This is a genomic window from Nocardia sp. NPDC058519, assembly GCF_042719755.1.
Taxonomy (GTDB): domain Bacteria; phylum Actinomycetota; class Actinomycetes; order Mycobacteriales; family Mycobacteriaceae; genus Nocardia.
The window spans coordinates 111,575-134,021 of record NZ_JBHXNK010000014.1 but is presented as its reverse complement, the minus strand read 5'-3'; the positions used below and the strand labels follow the sequence as shown (position 1 = coordinate 134,021).

Annotated in this window: 20 protein-coding genes; 11 read left to right on the top strand and 9 right to left on the bottom strand. The window is 68.6% G+C overall.

What is annotated here, in order from left to right; all coding sequences use genetic code 11:
* From ACFWPK_RS17710 to ACFWPK_RS17695, 4 genes are read right to left on the bottom strand one after another with little or no spacing between them, the layout of a single operon-like run.
* On the bottom strand, positions 1 to 705 hold the full coding sequence (locus ACFWPK_RS17710; RefSeq protein ID WP_378916949.1) for an ESX secretion-associated protein EspG: 705 nt from the start codon (positions 703 to 705) through the stop codon (positions 1 to 3).
* Positions 702 to 2,009, bottom strand: a complete 1,308-nt coding sequence (locus tag ACFWPK_RS17705) for a WXG100 family type VII secretion target (RefSeq protein ID WP_378916946.1) — start codon at positions 2,007 to 2,009, stop codon at positions 702 to 704. The genes ACFWPK_RS17710 and ACFWPK_RS17705 overlap by 4 nt, the downstream gene beginning before the upstream one ends.
* Positions 2,002 to 2,400, bottom strand: a complete 399-nt coding sequence (locus ACFWPK_RS17700; RefSeq protein WP_378916943.1) for a hypothetical protein — start codon at positions 2,398 to 2,400, stop codon at positions 2,002 to 2,004. The genes ACFWPK_RS17705 and ACFWPK_RS17700 overlap by 8 nt, the downstream gene beginning before the upstream one ends.
* Before the next feature lie 18 nt (positions 2,401 to 2,418).
* Complete coding sequence (locus ACFWPK_RS17695) at positions 2,419 to 3,024, bottom strand: alpha/beta hydrolase (protein WP_378916940.1); 606 nt, start codon at positions 3,022 to 3,024, stop codon at positions 2,419 to 2,421.
* Positions 3,025 to 3,185: 161 nt separating this feature from the next.
* Here ACFWPK_RS17695 and ACFWPK_RS17690 point away from each other — a divergent pair, with 161 nt between their 5' ends.
* The gene (locus ACFWPK_RS17690) at positions 3,186 to 4,100 is read left to right on the top strand and encodes an SMP-30/gluconolactonase/LRE family protein (RefSeq protein ID WP_378916937.1); all 915 of its coding nucleotides are present in this window, start codon (positions 3,186 to 3,188) and stop codon (positions 4,098 to 4,100) included.
* A gap of 96 nt (positions 4,101 to 4,196) precedes the next feature.
* On the opposite strand, the gene ACFWPK_RS17685 is transcribed toward ACFWPK_RS17690, so the two are convergent.
* Positions 4,197 to 5,000 (bottom strand): hypothetical protein, encoded by an 804-nt coding sequence (locus ACFWPK_RS17685; RefSeq protein ID WP_378916934.1) that lies wholly within the window; start codon positions 4,998 to 5,000, stop codon positions 4,197 to 4,199.
* A gap of 199 nt (positions 5,001 to 5,199) precedes the next feature.
* Between ACFWPK_RS17685 and ACFWPK_RS17680 the strand changes: the two genes are divergently transcribed.
* Both ACFWPK_RS17680 and ACFWPK_RS17675 read left to right on the top strand, forming a co-directional pair.
* Positions 5,200 to 6,372, top strand: a complete 1,173-nt coding sequence (locus ACFWPK_RS17680) for an acyl-CoA dehydrogenase family protein (RefSeq protein WP_378916932.1) — start codon at positions 5,200 to 5,202, stop codon at positions 6,370 to 6,372.
* 9 nt (positions 6,373 to 6,381) lie between these two features.
* Positions 6,382 to 7,509, top strand: coding sequence for an acyl-CoA dehydrogenase family protein (locus ACFWPK_RS17675; protein WP_378916929.1), 1,128 nt, complete (start codon positions 6,382 to 6,384; stop codon positions 7,507 to 7,509).
* 48 nt (positions 7,510 to 7,557) lie between these two features.
* Here the strand turns inward: ACFWPK_RS17675 and ACFWPK_RS17670 are convergent, their stop codons facing one another.
* Positions 7,558 to 8,184: a hypothetical protein gene (locus ACFWPK_RS17670; RefSeq protein WP_378916927.1), complete on the bottom strand. Its 627-nt coding sequence runs from the start codon at positions 8,182 to 8,184 to the stop codon at positions 7,558 to 7,560.
* Between the two features lie 258 nt (positions 8,185 to 8,442).
* On the opposite strand from ACFWPK_RS17670, the gene ACFWPK_RS17665 reads away from it, so the two are divergent.
* Both ACFWPK_RS17665 and ACFWPK_RS17660 read left to right on the top strand, forming a co-directional pair.
* A complete protein-coding gene (locus ACFWPK_RS17665; RefSeq protein WP_378916924.1) occupies positions 8,443 to 8,721 on the top strand; it encodes a hypothetical protein in 279 nt (92 codons plus the stop codon).
* A gap of 53 nt (positions 8,722 to 8,774) precedes the next feature.
* On the top strand, positions 8,775 to 9,602 hold the full coding sequence (locus ACFWPK_RS17660; protein WP_378916921.1) for a GNAT family N-acetyltransferase: 828 nt from the start codon (positions 8,775 to 8,777) through the stop codon (positions 9,600 to 9,602).
* Here the strand turns inward: ACFWPK_RS17660 and ACFWPK_RS17655 are convergent.
* The 3 genes from ACFWPK_RS17655 to ACFWPK_RS17645 form a co-directional block, all read right to left on the bottom strand.
* Entirely contained in the window at positions 9,599 to 11,566 is a 1,968-nt protein-coding gene (locus tag ACFWPK_RS17655; RefSeq protein WP_378916918.1) for a protein kinase, read from the bottom strand. The genes ACFWPK_RS17660 and ACFWPK_RS17655 overlap by 4 nt on opposite strands.
* Positions 11,542 to 13,398 (bottom strand): protein kinase, encoded by a 1,857-nt coding sequence (locus tag ACFWPK_RS17650; protein ID WP_378916915.1) that lies wholly within the window; start codon positions 13,396 to 13,398, stop codon positions 11,542 to 11,544. Before ACFWPK_RS17650 ends, ACFWPK_RS17655 begins: the two co-directional genes overlap by 25 nt.
* Before the next feature lie 137 nt (positions 13,399 to 13,535).
* Positions 13,536 to 14,705, bottom strand: a complete 1,170-nt coding sequence (locus ACFWPK_RS17645; protein ID WP_378916912.1) for a serine/threonine-protein kinase — start codon at positions 14,703 to 14,705, stop codon at positions 13,536 to 13,538.
* A gap of 118 nt (positions 14,706 to 14,823) precedes the next feature.
* Between ACFWPK_RS17645 and ACFWPK_RS17640 the strand changes: the two genes are divergently transcribed.
* The 6 genes from ACFWPK_RS17640 (at position 14,824) to ACFWPK_RS17615 (ending at position 22,381) form a co-directional block, all read left to right on the top strand.
* Positions 14,824 to 15,594 (top strand): deoxyribonuclease IV, encoded by a 771-nt coding sequence (locus tag ACFWPK_RS17640; protein WP_378916909.1) that lies wholly within the window; start codon positions 14,824 to 14,826, stop codon positions 15,592 to 15,594.
* Positions 15,595 to 15,696: 102 nt separating this feature from the next.
* Positions 15,697 to 16,626 carry a TauD/TfdA dioxygenase family protein gene (locus ACFWPK_RS17635; RefSeq protein ID WP_378916906.1) on the top strand — a complete coding sequence of 310 codons (930 nt, stop codon included), beginning with the start codon at positions 15,697 to 15,699 and terminating at the stop codon, positions 16,624 to 16,626.
* Between the two features lie 68 nt (positions 16,627 to 16,694).
* A complete protein-coding gene (locus ACFWPK_RS17630; RefSeq protein ID WP_378916903.1) occupies positions 16,695 to 17,906 on the top strand; it encodes a CaiB/BaiF CoA transferase family protein in 1,212 nt (403 codons plus the stop codon).
* A gap of 163 nt (positions 17,907 to 18,069) precedes the next feature.
* On the top strand, positions 18,070 to 18,984 hold the full coding sequence (locus ACFWPK_RS17625; RefSeq protein ID WP_378916900.1) for a hydroxymethylglutaryl-CoA lyase: 915 nt from the start codon (positions 18,070 to 18,072) through the stop codon (positions 18,982 to 18,984).
* A 92-nt stretch (positions 18,985 to 19,076) separates the two neighbouring features.
* Positions 19,077 to 19,853, top strand: a complete 777-nt coding sequence (locus ACFWPK_RS17620; protein ID WP_378916897.1) for an ABC transporter ATP-binding protein — start codon at positions 19,077 to 19,079, stop codon at positions 19,851 to 19,853.
* Positions 19,850 to 22,381: an ABC transporter permease gene (locus ACFWPK_RS17615; RefSeq protein ID WP_378916895.1), complete on the top strand. Its 2,532-nt coding sequence runs from the start codon at positions 19,850 to 19,852 to the stop codon at positions 22,379 to 22,381. Before ACFWPK_RS17620 ends, ACFWPK_RS17615 begins: the two co-directional genes overlap by 4 nt.
* Positions 22,382 to 22,447 lie beyond the last annotated feature (66 nt).

The window sequence follows — 22,447 nt, the reverse complement described above, 5'->3', positions numbered from 1 at the left end:
TCAGACGCTGCGGAGCAGGCGGCGCAACCATTCCACGGCGGAATCCGGTGTGGCGGGGGTGATGTCGATGTGCCGGCTGGCGTGGACGAGGTAGCGGCCGTCGCCGGTGAGATCGATCCAGGACAGCACGCCCGTGGGTTTCGGGTCGGTGCCCGCCGCGACGAGGATCTGGCCGATGCCGCTGCGGGGGCGCTGTAGGAGCCGGCGAATGCGGGCGGCGTCGGACGGGCCCGCGACGGGGGCGGTCACCAGGTCACGGCTGTCCTCGTCGACGCGAGTCGCCGGGGCTGTGATGCGCGGTATGCGGCCGGGAGGTTGCGCCGGAAGCCGGGAGAACACCTGGGCGGCAAGACGTTTCGTGCTGCCGACTTGAACATGGACCGAGCCGCCACGGTCGGGCGCGCTGCCGGGATCCTGCACCGCGAGGACCGCGACATCCGCGGTGACCGCGCCGAGCATCCGCACCGGCGCGGGCGCGTGGCCACACACCTCGACCCGGATCTCCGGTTTCGCCAGCACGCGCAGAGCGGCCGCGAGGTCGGCGTCGAGGGTGCGGGCGCACCAGGCATCGAGCGCGGGTTGCTGGGCGGCGCGCTCGACGGTGTCGCGTGCCGACGCGCGGACGGCGAGCGGATAGGGGATCCGGTCGCCGTCCGTGCGTGCCCAGGTCAGCGCGAACTGGTCCGGGGTGAAGTGCCAGTTCACTCCCGCTCGGTCCACTCACCGAGCACGGCGGGACTGGTCGGATCCATCTTTCCGATCAGCGCGTTCACCTCGTCGGCGGGCTCGAGATAGGTCGGCTCCTCCTCGAGGAACCGCAGGAACTCGTCGTCCTCGTCCTCGGGTTCCTCCACCGGGGCAGGCCGCTGTCCACCGGACGGCCGCGTCTGATCCGTGGCGGCCATCGCCCCACCCATCATGCCGCCGATAGCGCCAGCGCCCATCCCGGCCGCGGCCTCACCACCGGACACCGCGGGATCACGCTCCTGCCGCGCTTCGCTGCCTGCCGCGGCCTCGGCCACCTGACCGGAGGCCGCGGTGGTGCCGGTGTCGGTCGATGCGGGGCGGGGGCGGCTGCCTGCCGGCCTCGAACCCGGTGACGTGGTCGATGCCGGGGTGGTGCTCGCAGGTCCAGCCGAGGTGGTGCTCGCTGTTCCCGTGGAGTTGGTCAGCGGCCGAACCGGATTCGCGACAGCGGCCGGGGTCGTGGCGGCGGGGGCCGTCCCACTTGTCGACAGTGTCGGGGCCGCGGCATTGCCGTTGGCCGGGAGCGCGCCGATGCTTGTCGATGTCGTGCTCGTGCTGCCGACAACCGGCGAGGATCCGGCGGGCATCGTGGCGGCGGTGACGGTTGCCGGTGTGGTCGTCGATGCGATGACCCCGGGCGCGGTGACCTGTGGGATTCCGGACGATGGCACGGCACCCGACGGCGCGACACCGGCAGCGGCAGTTCCTGTCTCCGTGGCGATTCCGGTGAACGCGGGCACCCCCGACCCGGTCGGCAGGAAGGCTCCGGCGTAGATCGTCTCCATCGCCTGCACCGCGTCGAGCCGGGCGTTCTCGGCTTCGCGGGTGATCGTGGCGTTGTTCGCCGCCTGCTCGGAGTCGAGTAGTGCCGCAGCCGGATCGGGCTGGGTGCCCGCGGGTTCCGCGATGGCGGTGCGAATGGACTCGGCGGCGTCGCCTGCCTGGCTGAGCCGGACCCCGACCGCCGTCAGGACATCGGCGATGCGTCGACCCGTGTGCTCGAAGTCGCGCACGGCGTCGGAGGCCTGCTGTGCCGCGGCGCCGCGCCAGCCGTCGGCGATGGCGGCACGGATCTCACCGTGGGCGATCTCGATGCCGTCACCGAGGCCGGTGGCGGTGGCGAGGAAGGTCTGGGCCGCGCCTGTCAGTGCCGCCGGGTCGAGTTGCCTGACCGCACTGTGGATTTCGTCATGGGAGAGGTTGTCGAAGACTTCGACGACGGATACGTAGTCGGCGTCGGTGCGGCCGGAAATGCTACGCATCGCCACCACCGGGAACCTCGATCGCGGCGACCGCGCCCGCCAGCGCCTGATCGGCATCGCGGTAGTTCGCCCCGGCGGCGCGGAACACCGCGGCCAGCTCGCGCGCGGTGCTCGCGTAGGCACGCAGTTCGTCGAGTGCCTCGGTCGCCTTGGTCTCGAAGCCGGTACGCAGGGCGCCACCCGAGGCGAGTCCGCCGAAGCCGGGGATGACCGCGGCCTGGCTGAGAACCCGCACCTGGGCTTCGACTTCATCGGCCAGTCGTTCGTAGCGCAGAGCGCACCGTTCGGGCGCGCCGTCGGCGACGAGCACCCCGTCGATCCACAGCCCACCCTCGTCGACGGCTTGGCCGAGAGCCGCCGTATTCGGCAGCCCCGTTCGGTTCGGTTGCACCGGTTCCCCCTTCGTCGTTCATCGCACCGCGGTGAGTACCCACTCCGCGATATCGGCCGCCACGCGGTGCTGCACCGGTTCGTGCAACAGGTCGTGTCCGGCGTCGGCGTACTCGCGCAAATCTACCGATCGGTGCCGTGCTGTCCATAGCCGGATTACATCGATGGGTGCCCGCCGGTCGTCCACGCCGTGCACCGCGAGCAGTGGGAGACCGGGATCCGGCACGGTGTCGGCGACGCGACGCGGGGTGCCGCACAGGACGAGTCCGGCCAGCTCAGGCGGATTTTCGCGCACGAGGTTCACGGCGGTTACCGCGCCGAGGGAATGGCCCATCAACACCGGCGCCCCCGGATGATCGGCGCGGACGAGTTCGAGAAATCCCCGCGCGTCGGCGGTCAGCTCGTCGATGGTGCCCGGCGCGTCGGGATCGCCTTCGCTCAGTCCCTGCCCCGAGGTGTCCAGCGTCCACAGCTCGATCCGGGCGGGACGCAACGCCGCGGCGAAGCGGTGATAGTGCCCGCTGTGCTGCCCGGTACCTGGCAACAGTGCCAGCCTCGCCGCGGGCTGGTCGATGGACCAACACCGGCAGTGGAGTCGTCCACGCTCGCCGTCGAAGTAGGGCACCCTTCGATTATCACCGCTGCGCCGACTCAATTGTCATGGGGGACAGCGCCGGTCCGTGGTTGTCGGTGACCGGAACCGCAGGTGACGTGGGCTGCACACGGTGGGCCCGCAGCCGTTAGACTTCGCGCGTCGAACTGGTTCAACAGAGTCGAGGGTTGCAGATGTTGTCGTTCCGCCGTTGCGTCGTCCGTGCTGTGGTCGGCGCGGCTGTCGTGAGCAGCGCCTCGCTCGGTACCGGTGCCATCGCGGGCGCCGCGCCGCTGTCGTCGTGCGGACAGGCGCGCCAGGACGTCGCGATCAGGTCGAGTGTGCCGCTGCTGGACTGGTCGGAGAACTTCGGCATCGACGCCCAGGGTGATCTGTGGGTTTCGCGGGTCATGCGCGGCGAGGTGCAGCGCTACGACCGCGACGGGCGACTCACCGCCACCGTCGCCGTGCCGTCGCCCGGTGCGGTCCGGCTCGGTCCCGACGGACTGCTGTACGTGGTCACCGGCAACTCGCCGCTGGCCGGTTCGGGCGGCATCGTCCGCTTCGACCCGGCGGCAGCGCAGCCGAACCCCGTCGCGTTCGCGACCGGGTTCCCGCAGCCCAACGGTGCCGCGTTCGACGCCGACGGCAACCTCTACGTGACCACCGGCAACGGCCTGCACCGCTTGCGCCGCGACGGCAGCGAGGACATGGACTGGTGGTCGGCCGTCAGCATCGACGGCCCCAACGGTGTTGTGGTGTCGGGTGATTCGGTCTATGTCACCGCGAACTTCGTCGGTGCGGGTGGACCCGTCGGTCGCGTACTGCGACTCTCGCGTACGCACCCGGGAGCACCGACCACGGTCGCCGACCTGACCTCGTTCGGCACACTGCCCGATTTCGTCGACGACTTGGTCGTCCGTGACGGCGCCCTGTTCGTCACGACGCTGGCCGGGCACCTCGTCCGCGTCAACCCGAACACCGGCACCGCCTGCACCGTCGTCGCCACCCAGCCGCTCACCGCCGTCGTCGCCGACCCGGCCGACCCGTCGGCTCTGCTCGCGGGCTCGGAGGAAGGCACGGTCCTGCGCATCCGCCCGATCGGCTGACACGACCGTCGAGATGACCGGCGGGCGCGGATACCGGGCCGCCGTCGCCCGGTCGGCGAATTCGTGCGCCGACCGTCGATCTGCTCCGAAGCCGGCTCAGCCGCCGACGTTGGCCGCCGCGGGCGGGGCCGGGGGAGCGGGCACCGGGGTCGGCTGGGGCGTTTCGACCGGAGCGGGCGCCGGGGCATTCGATGTCGGTGCGCCAGAGGAGGATTCCCCCGAGCCGGGGCTCACGGCGCGCGGTTCGGGGGCGGGCGGAGCCGCGGGGGCTTCGGGGACGACCACCGGCAGATCGGGCACGACGAATGTGCCGACCGTCGGGGTCATCACGCAGCGAGCGCCCGCGTAGTCGATGGTTCCCCACATCGAGGCGACCACGGTGCCCGCACCGCTGTGCACCGTCTTCGACAGTGACGGCATGTTGTATTCGGTCTGGTCGTCGAGGCCGATGATGCCGCTCTGACCGTTGTTCACGTTGACCCAGGCGACACTGAGGCCCGATGCCAGCGGAACGCCGGTGTGGCGCGGGCTCGCGCTGAAGCGGATGTCGCCCGGTGCCAGGCTCGTCTCGGTGCGCGGGCCCGGCCCCTCGAACGACGCCGCGGCGATGATCGTGGTGATCGGGCCGTTGCTGCCGCAGCCGAAGGTGGGGGCCGCGTAGGTGAAGGGGGTGAACTGCGTCGAGATGTCGCGCAGGGTGTCGACGCCGACGATGCCGGTGAAGCTGGCGATCGCACCGACACCGGCCTTCGCCGTGGCGTCCTCGCCCGCGAGGTGGGTGAGGTGGCCGATCGCGTCGTCGGTGGGCGTCGCGGCCGCGCTCGGGGCCAGCAGTGCCAGCGCGCTGATGCTCGCCGCGGTGACCGCCGCTGCCCGACCTGCGATGGATCTGCCGTTCACCCGTAACTCCTCGGTGGATGCTCATACCCCGGATAGTCCGGTTCGACTGGCAACGTACCAGGTCGTCGCACGGGTCGCCGAGCCGCCGACGGTGGAGTGAGCGCCGCTGGGACAGTCACCGGAGTGTGATGTAGTCGACACCGGGGATTACCGAAGGGTAGGTTTCTCTTCGACGGCTACGAGCGACTGGGAGACCCGTATGAAGTTAGCCCTGTCCCCTGAAGAGATCGCCTTCCGCGACGAGCTCCGGCATTTCTACGCGACCGAGATCCCGGCCGACATCCGTGACCGGGTGAAGCACGGCGAGGATCTGTCCCGCGAAGACATCGTCACCGCGAACAAGATCCTCAACGACAACGGCTTGTGCGTGCCGAACTGGCCCGTCGCCTGGGGCGGCAAGGACTGGACGCCGATGCAGCGCCACCTCTGGCTCGACGAGATGCAGCTGGCCTCGGTGCCGGAGCCGCTCACGTTCAACGCCTCGATGGTCGGCCCGGTGATCGCGCAGTTCGGGTCCGAGGAACTCAAGCAGCGCTTCCTGCCGCCCACCGCCGCGCTCGACATCTGGTGGTGCCAAGGCTTTTCCGAGCCCGACGCGGGCTCCGACCTCGCCTCACTGCGCACCACGGCGGTGCGCGACGGCGACTCCTACATCGTGAACGGCCAGAAGATCTGGACCACGCTCGGCCAGTACGCCGACTGGATCTTCTGCCTCGTGCGCACCGACCCGAACGCACCGAAGAAGCAGGCGGGCATCTCCTTCCTGCTCTTCGACGTGAAGTCTCCCGGTGTCACCATGCGGCCGATCAAGCTGATCGACGGCAGCTACGAAGTCAACGAGGTGTTCTTCGAGAACGTCCGGGTGCCCGCCGATCAGCTCGTCGGCGAGGAGAACCAGGGCTGGACCTACGCCAAGTACCTGCTCGGTAACGAGCGCACCTCCATCACCGGCGTCGGCAAGACCAAGGTCAAGCTCGGCCTCGCGAAGGACTACGCCCGCGCCACCAGGACCGGGCGCGGCACGCTGCTCGACGACCCGGTGTTCGCGGCGCGGCTGGCCGAGCTGGAGAACGAACTGCTCGCCCTGGAACTGACCCAGCTGCGGGTGGTCTCCAACTCGGTCGAGGGCAAGCCGAATCCGGCGTCCTCGGTGCTGAAGCTCAAGGGCACCGACTTGCAGCAGGCCGCCACCGAACTGCTGCTCGAGATCGCAGGCGCCGACGCGCTGCCGGTCGGCGCCGACAGCATCGCCTCGCCCGCGTGGGCCCAGCACACCGGCCCCGGCTACCTGAACTACCGCAAGGTGACCATCTACGGAGGCTCGAGCGAGGTCCAGCGCTCGATCATTTCCTCCACGATCCTCGGATTGTGAGGCGCTGACATGGAACTCGCACTGACCGACGAACAGACGATGCTGCGTGACACCGTGCGCGAACTGCTGCACCGGTTCTACGACGGCGAGGCGCTGGCCAAGGCCGGCGACACCGACCCCGGCTGGAACCGCACGGTGTGGAAGCAGCTCGCCGACCTCGGGGTGCTCGGGCTGACCATTCCCGAGGAGGATGGCGGCGTCGGCGCGGGCCCGGTCGAGGCGATGCTGGTGCAGGAGGAGCTCGGCCGCGCGCTGGCTCCGGAGCCGGTGCTCGACTCGGTGGTGATCCCGGCCGAATTGCTGCGGCTGGCAGGTAGCGCCGAACAGCGCCAACGGCTGTTGCCCGCGCTGGCCGAGGGCATCACCCTGCTCGCCTTCGCCCACACCGAGCCCGGCATCCGGTGGCCCTCGACCGAGCTCACCACCACCGCGGTGGCCGACGGCGACGGGTACGCGCTGACCGGTGTGAAGAATCCGGTGCTGCGCGGTGATGTCGCCGACGAGCTGATCGTCAGTGCGGTGCTGCCTGGCGGCGGGACCGGCTTGTTCCTGGTGGACCCGAATCAGGACGGCGTGCAACGCCGTTCGTATCGCACGTTCGACGGTCGCCGCGCCGCCCAGTTCGACTTCGACAACGCGACCGGCGCACTGCTCGGCGACAACGTCGACGCGGCCGAACAGATCGCGCTGACCCAGGGCTACGCGCAGGCGGCACTGTGCGCGGAATCGGTCGGGGCGATGGAGGTCGCGCTCACGCTGACCACCGAATACCTCAAGACCCGCAAGCAGTTCGGGGTCACGCTGTCGAAGTTCCAGGTGCTCACCCAGCGGGCGGCGGACTGCTACGTCTCGCTGGAACTGGCCCGCAGCATGAGCCTGTACGCGACGGCGGCGCTGGCCGACGGCGGCAACGATCCGGTGGTCGCGTCACGGGCGCGGTTGCAGGTGGGCAAATCCGCCGAGCACATCGGCCAGGAGGCGATCCAGATGCACGGTGGCATCGGCGTCACCGCGGAGTATCCGGTGAGCCACTACGTCGCCCGGTTGACCGCGATCGGGCAGACACTCGGTGGGGCACTGGAACATCGGCGCGAGCTGGCCGATCGGATCGGCGAGTACGACCTGGTCGAGCTGTAGCTGTTCGACGATGGTGCGCGCCCGGTTCGGGTGCGCACCATTGTCGTGTCAGCCCTCGGCGGTAGTGGGGGCCGGGGTTTCGGTGATCGTCGACGTCTCGGTGGTCGCTGCCGGGGTCGGCGTGGCGCCGGTGTCGGCCGGGACGACCCTGGTCGGGGTCGCGTGGTCGAAGACGTGGGTCGGCGGATAGTCCTCGGCCGCTTCGTCGTCGCTGCGGGGCGGGGTGACGGTGCGGGTCGGGTTCGGCCGGGTGGGGATCTGTGGCCGGGTGGTCGTCGTCGGCTCGGCTTCGGTGGTCTCCGGCGGGCGCAGCGCCGCCTCGGGCGATCGGGATTCCGTTGTCGCCTCGGCCGGGCGGGACTCGGGAGCCGGTTCGCCCTCGGGTGGTGTCTCCGACGGTGAGGTCTCGGTGGAGCTGAGGCTGAACGGTTTACGCGGCGACATGTACGGCGCGATCCGCCAGCTCGGCGACGGTGGGATCGAGATGTGCACCGTCGTCGAGGTGGGCTGGTCGGCGGCCCGCGCGGGTGCGGCGGCCAGGTCCGCGCTCAACGGTGGCGCCGGAACGTAGACATCCTGCTGTCCGACACCGCACGCACCGATGATGATCAGTCCGAGCGACACCGCGCCAACAGCGACTGCCGGACCCACGAACTTGGCCCTGCTGTTATCCATCGCCTGCTTACTCCTCGTCGGCTTCGAGATCGCCTCACAGTAGTTCAGGTCGGGCCGAAGAGCGCATTTTAAACGCATGTGGTCCAGATATCGGATTGATCAATTCGGCGTGTCGTGGGGACGTGTCGCGCACGTTCGGCGTCGCCGAGTCGTAGCGTGTGTGAGCAAAGTTACGCATGAGACGCCCGGACCGAAACCCCTGACGCGCGAGGTTTGCGCGACGCAAAGTATCTGATCGGCGTCATCGAGGAGAATCTCATGGGAGCACTCTCGACACCCCGGCTGGAAACCGCGGCGGCGAACACCGATTCGGCCACCGACGGGCATCTGTCATCGACACCGCCCGGCAACCGCGCCTTCGCGATTGCCGCACGGATCATGGGCTGGTTGTTCTTCGTCGGCGGACTCGTCGGCGCCGGCCTCGGGATCGCGGGCCTGCACGTGGAGATCGCCGTTGCCGGGCTGATCCTGGCCTGTACGGCTGGCCTGATCCTATTGAAGCTGCGCACCGATCGGGACGCACGCGAAACAACCTGAGACACCTCATAATTCGAATGCGGCCCCGGGTGTGAAGGCTTACCGTCGATACGGTGCGCATCGAGATCACCGCTGACGCGGCCCGGTTCCTGGACGACGTGCAGCCGTTCCTCCACGGTGATCCGCTGCGCCACACGGTCATCGCGACTGCCCTGGTGAACCGGATCAACGGCAGGTCCGGCGGGATGGCGACGCAATTCCTGAGCGTCCGTGACAGCGCGGGATCCGTCGTCGGCCTCGCGCAGTGCACGAACGGCGCCGCCTACCTCGGTGAGCTGCCCGCACAAGCCATTTCGACCGTCGCCGATGCCTTCCCGGCGCATGGCATCGCGCTGAGCAGTGTCGAGGGCGTCGAAGCCGACGCCGCTGCCTTCGCGGCGCACTGGTCGAAAACCAACGGCGGTACCTACAGCGAGAAGTTCTCGGTCCGCCTGTTCCGCCTCGGCGCCCTGGATGTGCCCGATGCTCCTGGCGCACCGCGGCAGGCCACCGTCGACGATGTGGCCGTCTGTATCGCGATGACCGAGGAGTTCGGTGTGGAAGCCGATGTGCCACATCGACTCGACGAGACGGCGGTGCGCAAGCGCATCGAGGCCGGAACCTCGTGGTTGTGGGAGCACGACGGCAAGCCCGTCACGCTGGTCGCCCGGCACGCGGCGGTCCTCGGCTGGGCCAGGATCGGGCCGGTCTACACCCCACCGCCGTTCCGGGGCAACGGGTTCGCGAGCGCGCTGACCGCCACGGTCGCGGGCCGGATTCGCGCGGAGGGCGCCGATGCCTGCCTGTTCACCGACCTGGCCAATCCGACCTCGAACAAGATCTACCAACGCATCGGCTTCGAGCCGGTGCGCGACTTCGTGCACTACGCACTGACTGCTTAGACCAGCGGGGCGGTGTGCCACCAATCCAGCATCTGCGCCTCGTCGGCGATGAAGCCGCGGCTGTACATGAGCATGCTGTCGCGGCCGGGGTCGCCGTCGAAGCGGGTGACCATGCGCGGTGATCGCGGCTGGCTGTCGTGCAGGACGAAGTTCGTGTAGGTGCGGTCGGTGTGCGTCGTGGGGCGCACGTCATTGGCGGGCAAGCCCGAGATCGCTTGCGCGGCCAGGCCCGCGGAGGGGTAGAGGAAGAATTCGTAGGTGGCCTTGTTGCCGCCGCCGAAGCAATGCCACATGACCGACCAGTCACCCATATCGGCATCGTCGGAATCGCGGCTGGCGGTCGCGCGGTCGTAGGCGAAGCAGCCCGCGTTGCCCAGTCCTGAACCGGCATGGACGAGGTTGCTCGCCGAGGTGTGCGGCAGCATGCGGGGGAACTCGTCGCTGAGTTGTGCCGCGTTGGCGCCGACGATCTGCCGGTCGGTGGTCGGACGCGTCGTCGAGGTCAGGCGCTGGGGTGCGGAGGTCGTCGCGTCCGCGGACGACGGTGCGACCTCGGAGGTTTCGACACCCGGCTGCCCCGAGGCGCCTGCGTCGCCGTCGTCGCCGAACGTCTTCACGAGAATCCAGCCGAGGAACACCACGGCGGCGATGATCACCAGCCAGCCGATCGGCGACCCCTCCCAGCGTGAGTTCCGCTTCTTGCCGAGATACTCCTCGGCGACCGACGAGCGCCCGCCCGTCTCCCTGGAACGCCCGGCGTCGCGGGGACGCTGCGCGAGGGCATTCGGCGCGCTCGCATGGTGCGGAGACGACCCACTCGGCCACGAAGGACTCGACTGTGCGGGCCAGGATCGACCGCCCACTCCGGCAGGCCACTGCTGACCGGGGCTCGGCGCGCCGTTCGCTCCCCACTGCGGGCCGTACCCGGATTGGCCGCCTGCCGCCCACGGCTGATCGGGACCGGTTGTGCCCGGCCACGGCGTCTGTCCGCCCGGTGTATTCGGGTCGGTGTGTCCGGCAACCGGGTAACCGGCGCCCGGGGTGAAGGGCGAGTTCGGCGGGTAGGTTCTGGTCGGCGCCGAGCTGTGAATCTGCTGCGGGACAGGGTGACCGGTTAATGCCCGCAAGGCTGCGGCGGCGAATTCGGCGCAGGTGGCGAAGCGTTCTTCGGGGCGCTTGGCCATGCCTCGGGCGATGACCGCGTCCAGTGCGGGGGTGATGCCCGATCGGAGGGTGCTCGCTCGGGGCGGGGGTTGCTGGAGGTGGCCTTGGATCACCGCGACGGGGTTGGTGGCATCGAAGGGGGTGGTTCCGGTGAGGAGCCGGAAAAGCGTGCAGGCCAGGGAGTACTGGTCGGCACGGCCGTCGAGGGTGATGCCGGAGAGCTGTTCGGGGGAGGCGAAAGCCAGTGTGGCCGTGAAGGTGCCGGTTTGGGTGAGCTTGGCGGCGTTGTCGTCGTGCAGACGGGCGATGCCGAAATCGGTGAGGTAGACGCGTTCGGTGCCGTCGACCGGTTCGATCAGGATGTTGGCGGGTTTCACGTCGCGATGCAGCACACCTCGGCTGTGCGCGAAGTCCAGTGCCGCCGCGGTTTCGGCGACGATGCGGACCGCGCGGGCCGGGTCGACCGGCGATGGTAGCGACGACGCGTCGGCACCGTCGATGTAGCGCATCGAGATCCACAGCTGATCGTTCTCGACACCCCGGTCGTACACGGTGACGATATTCGGGTGCTCCAGCTGCGCCACGAGATCGGCCTCGCGTTCGAACCTGGCCCTGATCTCGTTGTCGAAGAACAACTCCCGGTTGAGCAGCTTCATCGCGGTGCGGCGTGGCAGCCGCGGATGGCGCGCCAGGTACACCGAGCCCATGCCGCCGCGGCCCAGCAGTCGTTCGATCGTATATCCGGCGAAGACGCCGCCCTCGTCCTGCATCGACATCAGTTCAGCGGTGCCGAGCGCCACCAGCGCAGCACCTCGTCGGCCGTGCCGTAGCCGTCGGTGTACATCAGGAACTGGGCGCGGTCGGGGTCGCCGGTGAACTGCGTGATGATCTTGTTCCCGTTGTCGGTGTATTTGTAGTTGGTGTACTGCTTGCCGCCGTTGCTGTCGGTGGACTTGGTGTTGGTCGGCAGGCCGTCGAGCACCGACTTGGCGTCGGCGGCGGAGTCGAAGGCGTAGATCCGGTAGAACGGGTCGTCACTGTCGCCGCCGCCGAAGCAACTCCACAGATGGACCCAGGCGCCGAAATCGGGTTCGCCTTCCGCGGGCGATGGCGGATCGCTGTTGTCGGTCTCCCAGCAGGTGGCGCCGTTGTACCCGGTGGAATCGTCGACGGTGGCGGGCACGATCCGGCCGAATTCGGCGCTGATGGCCTCGGCGTTCGGGGTGATGTGCTTGGCCGCTGTCGTTGTCGTCGTGCGGTCGCCGCCGCCCGCGTCATCGCCGCTGGCCGCGATGCCGATGCCGATCAGCAGCACGATCACCAGGATCACCGCGATGACGATGCCGATGATCAGCCCGGACTTCGACGGCGGTCGCTGTCCCTGCGGATACCGGTTGAAACCACTGGCCTGTGGCCGCGGCGCGGACTGGTACTGCGGGCGTGACTGGGGAGTGTAGGGATTCTGCGAAGCGCCGGTCGGCGACTGGTTCATCGGCCGCTGGGTACCCATCGGACCACCGGTCATCGGCCCCTGCGCGGTGCCCATCTGGCCGCCGGTCGTCGGCCCGTGGGTGCCCATCTGGCCACCGGTCATGGGGCCCTGGGCGGTGCCCATCTGGCCGCCGGTCATCGGGCCGTGCGCGGTGCCCATCTGGCCACCGGTCATCGGACCCTGCGTGGCAACGGGATACGGCAGACCGGTCTGCGGAATCGCGCCGCCCGTCGTGGGTCGCCCGGCGATCGGCAGCGACCCACCGGTGCCAGGTCGCGAACCGACAATCGGCAGCGCGGGCGCGCTCGGACTGTTCAGCGCCTCGATCGCGGCCTCGGCGAACTCCGAACAGGAATCGAACCGGTCATCGGGCCGCTTGGCCATCGCCTTGGCGAGCACGCCGTCCAGCGCGTAGGAGAGTCCGGGCCGCACACTGCTCAACGACGGCGGCGGTTGCTGGAGATGGCCCTGGATGACCGCGGCCGGGTTGGTCGCCGCGAACGGGCCCGAGCCGGTGAACAGCCAGAACAGCGCGCAGGCAAGGGAATACTGGTCCGAACGGTGGTCAAGCGCGGCGCCGGTGAGCTGTTCGGGTGAGGCGTAGGCGAGCGTCGCGGTGAAGGTGCCGGTCTGGGTGAGATGGCCGGTGTCGTCGCGCAATCGGGCGATGCCGAAGTCGGTGAGGTAGACCCGTTCGCCACGGCCCGCGCCCGATCGGGCGAGCAGGATATTGGCCGGTTTCACGTCGCGGTGCAGCACGCCCATGCCGTGCGCGTAGTCCAGCGCGTCGGCGGTCTCCTTCACGATCTGCAGCGCGCGGGCGGGCGGCAGCGTCTGCGGATCCACCGATGCCGCGTCGACGCCGTCGATGAACTGCATGGAGATCCACAGCTGTTCGTCGTCGTGTCCGCGGTCGTAGACGGTGACGATGTTCGGATGATCAAGGCGCGAAACGAGATCGGCCTCCCGCTCGAAGCGCGCGCGCACCTCGGCGTCGAAGAACATCTCGCGATTGAGCAACTTCAGCGCCGTCATCCGCGGCAGGCGAGGATGCTTGGCTAGATAGACCGAACCCATGCCACCACGACCGAGTTGCCGTTCGATGACGTAGCCGGCGAAGACATCTCCGTTGGCCAGCATGTCTGCTCCACTTCCCGCGGCGCGCCGGGACCCACCAGCGCACGCGCGTACAGCATAAAAGCCGCGGCCGAGGTTGCCCGCCACGGGAAAATCAACGAAACCTTATCAGTCGGCGACGACGCCGAAGGCGGTCACGATCACGGCGGACGCCGCTGCTGGGGCGGCACGATATAGCCGGGATGATTACGGCCACCAGGCAAATCGATGGTGCCGGGGCGAGCGGTTCCGCGCCGCGGTGGCACCGGGCTACCCGTGGACGGCCGCGGCGCATGCGGGTGCGGCTGCGCGGGAGTGGTCGGCGGGGTGTGCGCGTGTGGGTATGGCTGCGCCGGGGTGGTCGGCGGTGGCGCGTTGCGGTAGGGCTGTGCCGGGGTTTGCGGCCGGGGATATCCCGGTGCCTGCGGGTACGGGTCGCGGGCGCGCAGAACCACGCCCGCCGCGGTGTACTGCTGCTGGTGATGCCACGGCCCCGGCACCGCGAACAGCGCGGCCTTGGCCGCCTGGGCGAACTCGGCACAGCTGGCGAAACGCGACTCGACTCGCTTGGCAGTGGCCCTGGCCAGCACCGCGTCGAGAGTCGCAGGCAGATCGGGGCGCAGACTGCGCAGCGGGGGAATGGGCTTGCTCAGGTGCGCCTGGATCACCGCGCCCGGACTCGGTCCGGGGAATGGCACCGAGCCCGTGAGCATCCAGAACAGCGTGCAGGCCAGCGAATACTGATCGGCGCGATGATCCAGTGGAGCGCCTGCCAGGTGCTCGGGCGCGGCATAGGCAAGGGTGGCGGTGATCGTGCCCGCCGAGGCCAGCGTGGTCTCGCTGTCGCGCACCGCCGCGATGCCGAAGTCGGTGAGCACCACGCGTTCCGGGCGCCCGATCGGTGGCTTGGCGAGCAGGATGTTCGCGGGTTTCACGTCGCGGTGCAGAACGCCGCTCGCGTGCGCGAAGTCCAGTGCGGTGGCGGTCTCGGCGACGATCTGCACCGCCCGGCCCGGCGTCAGCACGTTCACATCGGCGGTCGCGACATCGGTGCCCGCCACGAACTGCATGGAGATCCACAACTGATCGTCATCGGTGCCACGGTCGTAGACATTGACGATATTGGGGTGCTCGAGCTGGGCGACCAGATCGGCTTCGCGTTCGAAGCGGCGGCGGATCTCCTCGTCGACCGACAGCTCGCGGCTGAGCAGTTTCAGCGCGGTCAGCCGGGGCAGCCGCGGGTGCCGGGCCAGGTAGACCACGCCCATGCCACCCTGGCCGAGCACACGCCGGATCGTGTACCCGGCGAACACGTCGCCTTTGCGCAACACGCGAAGTCACCCCCTCCAGGGCAGAGCACCCGCCCGAAATTCTACCGATGTATCTCCCGAAGCCACCGCGGTGCAACATCGGCCGAAGTTGTCGGTGCCTGATATTAGGGTGGGATCTATGCGCATTGGAGCACACGTTCGCGACGAGAGCGATCCGATCGGCTTCGGGGAGAAGCTCGGTGCCGAGGTCGTCCAGATGTTCGTGGTCGATCCGCAGAGCTGGGACAAACCCCAGCCGCATCCCAAGGCCGCCGAGATTCTGGCCAGTCCGATCGATGTTGTCGTGCACTCGTCCTATCAGATCAATGTGGCGAGCCTGAACAACCGGTTGCGGATGCCCTCGCGCAACGCGGTGGCACAGCAGGCGAAGGCGGCGGCCGATCTCGGTGCGTTCGGGCTGGTCGTGCACGGGGGGCATGTGCGCTCCGATGCCGAGCTCGACACCGGAATCGACAACTGGCGCAAGCTGTTCGAACGTCAGCAGGACAAGGGCGGGTTCGCGGTGCCGATCCTGATCGAGAACACCGCGGGCGGCAATCACGCGATGGCACGGCACTTCGATTCGATCGCGCGACTGTGGGACGCGGTCGGGGACTACGGTGCCGGTTTCTGCCTCGACACCTGTCACGCGTGGGCGGGCGGTGAGGAACTGGTCGGGGTGGTCGAGCGGATCAAGGCCATCACCGGTCGCATCGACCTGGTGCATCTGAACTCCTCGCGCGACGAATTCGACTCCGGCGCCGACCGGCACGCCAATTTCGCCGACGGCACCATCGATCCGCAATTGCTCGCCGAGGTCTGCCGCACCGCGGGCGCCCCGGTGATCCTGGAAACCCCGGTCGACGGTGTGGCCGACGACCTGGCCTACCTGCGGGAGAGTCTTGGCTGAGCGCCTTCCGATCATCCCGAGATAAAACCTGTCTGCGGGGGCGTTTTCGCGGTGTGCTTGCTACACAGCAAACCGATCGAGAACGAATTGAAGGTGATCCCCATGACGGTCGACACTGCTACCGACACCACCTTGACGGTGACCAAGCTCGGCGCCCACATCGGCGCGCAGATCGATGGTGTCCGTCTCGGTGGTGACCTGGACGCGGCGACCGTAGCGAGGATCCGTCGTGCGCTCAACGAGCACAAGGTGATCTTCTTCCGCGGCCAGAACCACCTCACCGAGGACGGCCAGTACGAGTTCGCGGAGCTGCTCGGCACACCGACCACCCCGCATCCGACGGTGAAGTCGGCCGGTGTGAAGAGCCTGGCCATCGATTCCGAGCGCAGCCGCGCCAACTCCTGGCACACCGATGTGACGTTCGTCGACCGGGTGCCGAAGGCATCGATCCTGCGGGCCGAGCACCTGCCCACCTATGGCGGCTCGACCACCTGGGCGTCCACGGTCGCGGCCTACAACTCGCTGCCCGCGCCGCTCAAGGTGCTGGCCGAGAACCTGCGCGCGGTGCACACCAACCTCTACGACTACGCGGCAGGCGTGGACAAGGTCCGTCCGAGCCAGGTCGAGTACTCGACGGAATTCCAGTCCGATGTGTACGAGACCGAACACCCCGTCGTGCGGGTGCACCCCGAAACCGGCGAGCGTTCGCTGCTGCTCGGCCACTTCGTGAAGCAGTTCGTCGGGATCCCGGCCCGGGAGTCGGACCAGCTGTTCCGGTTGCTGCAGGATCGGGTCACCAAGCTGGAGAACACCACGCGCTGGAACTGGCTCGACGGCGACGTCGCGATCTGGGACAACCGTGCCACTCAGCATTACGCGATCGACGACTACAACGACCAGCCGCGTCGCCTCACCCGGATCACCCTCGCCGGTGACATCCCGGTAGGTGTCGACGGGCAGACCAGCACCGTCCTGAAGGGCAACGCCGAGGACTATTCGATCATCGAGGAAGTGGAACTCCTCGCCAGCTGAACTATCGGTTCGCCGCCGGGCCCGCATGTGCCCGGCGTCACCGGGGGTCGCACTGCGATACTGCAGCCATGAGTATTCGGCCGTTGGACGGTGTTCGCGTCCTGGAACTCGGTAACTATGTTGCCGCTCCTACTGCCGGACGTATTCTGGGCGATTTCGGCGCCGAGGTGATCAAGGTGGAGCGCCCGGGAACGGGCGACGAATTGCGCAACTGGCGGTTGTACGGTGGCGATACCTCGATGCTGTATCGCACCGTCAATCGCAACAAGAAGTCGATCGTGCTGGATCTGCGCACCGAGGCGGGGCGCGCGATCGTGCTCGATCTGGTGAAGCAGTGCGATGTGCTCCTCGAGAACTTCCGGCCGGGGATGCTCGAGAAGTGGGGGCTCGGGCCGGAGGCGCTCGAAGCAGCGAACCCGAAGCTGGTGATCACGCGTATCTCGGCATACGGGCAGACGGGGCCGATGGCCGCTCGGCCCGGATTCGCCGCGGTGGCGGAGGCGGTCGGTGGCCTGCGTGAGCTGGTGGGCGATCCCGATCGGCCGCCGGTGCGTACCGGGGTATCGATCGGTGATTCGATCGCGGGCATCTACGCGGCCTTCGGGACCGTGATGGCGCTGTTCCAGCGCGAACGGGTGGCGGGTCCGGTGCCGCAGGTGGAGCGGATCATCGACGTCGCGCTCAACGAGTCGATCCTGTCGGTGATGGAATCGCTGATCCCCGACCACCTCGCCTACGGCATCAACCGCGAGCGCGTCGGCGGCCGGATGGAGGGCATCGCACCGTCGAACGCCTACCCGACCAGCGACGGTTTCTCCATCATCATCGGTGGCAACGGCGACGCCATCTTCCAGCGGTACATGCAGGTCATCGGCCGCCCCGACCTGGCCGTCGACCCCGAACTCGCCGACAACAACGGCCGCTGGCGCAACCGCGAACGCCTCGACGCCTCGATCGCGGAATGGACGATCGGGCGCACCCGCGCGGAAGCGCTGAAGGTGCTCGACGACGCCGCCATCCCGTGCGGCCCGATCTACACCGCCGCCGACATCGTGGCCGACGAGCAGTACCGCGCACGCAATATGATCCAGACGTTCCCCGTCGACGTGGGCGAGGCCGAACCCAAACAGGTGGGTTTCGGTGGCATCGTCCCGGTGATCGGGGGCGCATCGCTGCCGATCCGCAATGTCGGCCCCGACCTCGGCGAGCACACCAGGGAAGTGCTCGGCGGGCTGCTCGGGATGAGTGAAGATCAGATCGACGCGCTGGAGGCACTGTGACGAGGCGAGTACACGGCAGGCGCCGCCCGCCGGTGCGCAACAAGTGGGAGCCGCGCGGTCCGGGTCATGTGCGTCCGACGGTCCACCCCACCCCGGCCAGCGTGGGCGACAAACCGTGCGGCGGCGTGATGTGCGTGCCCACGCAAGAACCCGAGCAGCGGCGATGACCGCACCGCTGTTGCGGGACGTGACGCTGCGCGACGGCCTGCAGCTCACCGGCAAGGTACTGCCCGTCGAGCGGAAGGTCGACGTGGTGCGCAGGCTGTTGGCCGCCGGTGTGCCCGCGCTCGAGATCGGTTCGATGGCGCGGCCCGATCTCGTTGCGCCGATGGCCAATTCGCTCGAGTTGATCGCGGCCCTCACCCCCGATGAGCTGGCGAAATGCTGGGTATGGGTGGCTACGCCGCGCCACGTCGAGAAGGCCGCCGCGGCCGGTGCGCGCAATTTCCAGTACTGCTTCTCGGTGTCCGACGCGCACAACAAGGCCAATATCGGCCGCGATACCGAGACCTCGGTGGCCGCGATGCCCGACGCGATCCGCCTGGCCCACGAGGCAGGTGGCGAGATCCAGCTGTGCCTGGCCACCACCTTCACCTGTCCGTTCGACGGTCCCGTCGATCCGGAGCGCGTCCTCGCCATCGCGAACGACCCGCGCACCGACGGCGCCGCCGACATCGTCCTGGCCGACACTCTCGGCCAGGCCCACCCCGGTCAGGTGAGCGCGTTGGTCGCCGCCGTCCGCGACACCACCCCGCCGCGCCGCATCGTCTTCCACGGTCACGACACCTGGGGCATGGGTGTGGCCAACACCCTCGCCGCCGTCGCCGCGGGCGCCACCATGGTCGACGGCGCGCTGGGCGGCCTCGGCGGCTGTCCTTTCGCCCCCGGTGCCAGCGGAAACACCGCCTCCGAGGACATCCTCTTCGCCACCCGACCCGACTGGTTCACCCCGGCCGCGCTGGCCGATCTGGTCGGCCTCACCGAAGGGCTCCTCGCCGAGCTGGGCGAACCCAACCGCTCCCGCGCGCTGGAAGGCGCGCGCTCGGAGGCCGAGGCGTTCGAGTGGGTCGTCCACTAGGTTTGCCGGGTTCACTGAGAGGTCAGTAAGACCTGCGGTATCGGGGGGATCCCGGATGGCGCGGTTCACTCCTGCCAGCCAGACTGGACAGCATGACTTCGCACGCCATGGGGACCGAGGCCGTCGACGCGGCGGCCGCCACCGATATCGCGGCCGCCGCGCTCGATCTGGTCAAGCTGTACGGATCGGGAGATACACAGGTCAAGGCCCTGGACGGAGTGTCGGCTGACTTCGCCAAGGGTGAGTTCACCGCGATCATGGGTCCATCCGGCTCGGGCAAGTCGACGCTGATGCACTGCCTGGCCGGGCTCGACAGCGCCAGCGCGGGCGAGGTGCGCATCGGTGACACCCCGCTCACCGGCCTGTCCGACAAGCAGATGACGGCGCTGCGGCGTGACCGGATCGGGTTCGTCTTCCAGGCGTTCAACCTGGTCCCGACGCTCACCGCGCTGGAGAACATCACCCTCCCGCTCGATATCGCTGGTCGCAAGCCCGACCAGGAATGGCTCGACACCGTGGTCAAGCGCCTCGGCATCGGCGACCGCCTCGAGCACCGGCCGTCCGAGCTGTCCGGTGGCCAGCAGCAGCGCGTGGCGTGTGCGCGTGCGCTGGTGGGCAAGCCGGAGATCATCTTCGGTGACGAACCGACCGGCAACCTGGACTCGCATTCCTCGGGTGAGGTGCTCTCGATCCTGCGCGCCTCGGTCGACGAGTTCAACCAGACCGTCGTGATCGTCACCCATGACCCGCGTGCGGCCGCGTACGCCGACCGCGTCGTGTTCCTCGCCGACGGCCGCATCGTCGACGAGCTGCGTGACCCGACTCAGGATTCGATCCTCGACCGGATGAAGGCGCTGGAAACCCGATGAGCTCACCTATGCGCAAGGTCGCCTTGCGTAACCTCGCCGCGCACAAGGTGCGGTTGGCATTGACCCTGCTGTCGGTGGTCCTCGGTACCGCCTTCATCTCCGGATCTTTCGTTTTCACCGATACGTTGCAGCGCACCTTCGACGGCATCTTCGAAGGCCAGGCCCAGGGTGTGGATGTGCGCGTCGGCCCCGCGGATCGCCAATCGCTGGGGCTGCCGACGAATATCGTCGACGCCCTGGCCAAGCACGAGGGTGTCGCGCGGGTCGCTCCCGCCGTGAACGGCCCGGTCGTGCTGCTCGAGCCCGACGGAAAGAAGGCCGTCCAGACCGGTGGCGCACCGAGTTTCGGGCTGTCCTACCTGCCGCCGGACAAGTCCGTCGAGGAGCCGAACAAGTTCGTGGCCGGTGCCGCGCCCACCCAGCCGAACGAGATCGCCCTCAATACCGGGGGCGCCGAGAAGGCCGGGCTGAAGGTCGGCGACAAGACGAAGGTGCTGATTCCCTCCAAGGGCGATCCCTTCGAGGTGACCTTGTCTGGCATCTACGAGATGCCCGGCGCCGAGGGCGGCGGTGTGGTCGCGGTGATGTTCACCGAGCCGCAGGGCCGCAAGCTGTTCACCGACGGCTCACACGTCGCCTATGCCGATATCGCCGCGGCGCCGGGAGTTTCGGCCGATGACCTGCGCGACCAGCTCGCCGCCGGGCTGCCCAACTACAAGGTGCAGAACTCCGACCAGGTCCGCGAGGACATGAAGAAGGAGGTCTCCGAGGCCCTCACCTTCATCAACTACTTCCTGCTCGCGTTCGGCGCGATCGCGCTGATCGTCGGCACGTTCATCATCTACAACACCTTCTCGATGATCGTGGCCCAGCGGCTGCGCGAACTCGCGTTGCTGCGCGCGATCGGGGCGAGCCGTCAGCAGGTCGGCCGGTCGGTGGTCGGCGAGGCCCTCGTGATCGGGTTGATCGGTAGCGCGCTCGGGTTGGCCGCCGGTATCGGCTTGGCCTACGGGTTGTCGGTGCTGCTCAACGCTTTCGATATCGGACTTCCGACCGGTTCGCTGACGGTGTTGCCGCGGACCGCGATCGTGGCGCTGCTCGTCGGCCTGATCGTCACCGTGGCCAGTGCCTACGCCCCCGCTCGACGGGCCGCGAAGGTGCCGCCCGTGGAGGCGATGCGTTCCGAATTCGCCAGTGCCGGTGACTCTTTGCACGTGCGCACGGTGATCGGCGCGGTCATGGCCGTTGCCGGTGGTGTGCTCGTCTACGTCGGTGCGCAGGGCACCGGCAAGGGCTCGGCGGTGACCGTCGGTGTCGGTGCGCTCGGGTTGATTCTGGCGGTGCTGCTGGCGTCGCCCGCACTGTCGCGCCCGATGGTGCTCGTGCTCGGGGTGCTCACCAGGCCGTTCGGCCCGATCGGGCAGATGGCGCGCAACAACGCCACGCGCAACCCGCGTCGCACCGCGGCCACCGCGTTCGCGCTCACGTTGGGCCTGATGCTGGTCTCGGCGATCGGCATTCTCGGCGCTTCGGCGAAAACCAGTGTCGGTGTGCTCATCGACAAGGGTGTGAAGGCCGAATACGTGCTCGCCGGTCCGCAGATGATCGGCGCGCCGATCGGCGCGGTCGACGCCGTGCGCACCGAAGTGCCCGGGGTCAGCGATGTCACCGGGATCCGGATCGTCGCGTTCAAGGTCGGCGACGACCAGATCGGCGCCACCTCACCGGACGGTCCGATCGATCCGGTGATGGACATCGACATGATCAGCGGCACGAGCACGATCCCCGCCGGTGGCGCGCTCGTCGACGAGACCGAGGCGACCGCTCGCGGGTGGAAGCCCGGCGACAAGATCGCCATCACCAGCCTCGACAAGAAGCAGCTCGAGCTCACCGTCGCCGGCATCTACGCCAACACACCGCTGCTCGGACCCATGGTCGTCGATCCCGGCGTCTACGAGCAGCTGATGCCGCAGAGCCTGCGCACCAATATCTTCGTGCTGGTCAAGGCCGTGCCGGGAACGGATCTCACCGCGATGCGGGCGAACCTGGAGAAGGCCACCGAACCGTTCGTGGTGGTGCAGGTCCAGGACCACGAGGAGTTCAAGGGCGCGCAGGGCAAGCAGATCAACACCCTGCTCGCCATCCTCTACGGGCTGCTCGCCTTGGCCGTGGTGATCGCGGTGCTCGGCATCATCAACACCCTGGCGCTGTCGGTGGTGGAGCGCCGGCGCGAGATCGGCATGCTGCGCGCCGTCGGCACCCAGCGTGCGCAGGTGCGGCGCACGATCTACCTGGAATCCATGCTGATCGCCATCTTCGGCGCCATCGTGGGGCTGGTGCTCGGCATCGCGCTCGGCGTCGGATTCCTGCGCACCCTGCGCGATATGGGCATCGACCAGATCACCATTCCCTGGTCGCAGCTGGTGATCGTGCTGGTCGCGTCCGGCGTGGTCGGTGTGCTGGCCGCGGTGTGGCCGGGTGTGCGGGCCGCACGGACGCCCCCGTTGGCGGCTATCGCGGATCTCTAGGCGCTACAAGCACTTCGGCCCCCGGTGGAATTCTCCGCCGGGGGCCGAACTGTGTCGGATGGTCGG

What these genes read in the sequence shown, in the direction of transcription:
- ACFWPK_RS17705 (WP_378916946.1), bottom strand. Translation starts at nt 2,009, where the DNA reads ATGCGTAGCATTTCCGGCCGCACCGACGCCGACTACGTATCCGTCGTC.
- ACFWPK_RS17690 (WP_378916937.1), top strand. Translation starts at nt 3,186, where the DNA reads ATGTTGTCGTTCCGCCGTTGCGTCGTCCGTGCTGTGGTCGGCGCGGCT.
- ACFWPK_RS17680 (WP_378916932.1), top strand. Translation starts at nt 5,200, where the DNA reads ATGAAGTTAGCCCTGTCCCCTGAAGAGATCGCCTTCCGCGACGAGCTC.
- ACFWPK_RS17675 (WP_378916929.1), top strand. Translation starts at nt 6,382, where the DNA reads ATGGAACTCGCACTGACCGACGAACAGACGATGCTGCGTGACACCGTG.
- ACFWPK_RS17670 (WP_378916927.1), bottom strand. Translation starts at nt 8,184, where the DNA reads ATGGATAACAGCAGGGCCAAGTTCGTGGGTCCGGCAGTCGCTGTTGGC.
- ACFWPK_RS17665 (WP_378916924.1), top strand. Translation starts at nt 8,443, where the DNA reads ATGGGAGCACTCTCGACACCCCGGCTGGAAACCGCGGCGGCGAACACC.
- ACFWPK_RS17650 (WP_378916915.1), bottom strand. Translation starts at nt 13,398, where the DNA reads ATGCTGGCCAACGGAGATGTCTTCGCCGGCTACGTCATCGAACGGCAA.
- ACFWPK_RS17640 (WP_378916909.1), top strand. Translation starts at nt 14,824, where the DNA reads ATGCGCATTGGAGCACACGTTCGCGACGAGAGCGATCCGATCGGCTTC.
- ACFWPK_RS17635 (WP_378916906.1), top strand. Translation starts at nt 15,697, where the DNA reads ATGACGGTCGACACTGCTACCGACACCACCTTGACGGTGACCAAGCTC.
- ACFWPK_RS17630 (WP_378916903.1), top strand. Translation starts at nt 16,695, where the DNA reads ATGAGTATTCGGCCGTTGGACGGTGTTCGCGTCCTGGAACTCGGTAAC.
- ACFWPK_RS17625 (WP_378916900.1), top strand. Translation starts at nt 18,070, where the DNA reads ATGACCGCACCGCTGTTGCGGGACGTGACGCTGCGCGACGGCCTGCAG.
- ACFWPK_RS17620 (WP_378916897.1), top strand. Translation starts at nt 19,077, where the DNA reads ATGACTTCGCACGCCATGGGGACCGAGGCCGTCGACGCGGCGGCCGCC.
- ACFWPK_RS17615 (WP_378916895.1), top strand. Translation starts at nt 19,850, where the DNA reads ATGAGCTCACCTATGCGCAAGGTCGCCTTGCGTAACCTCGCCGCGCAC.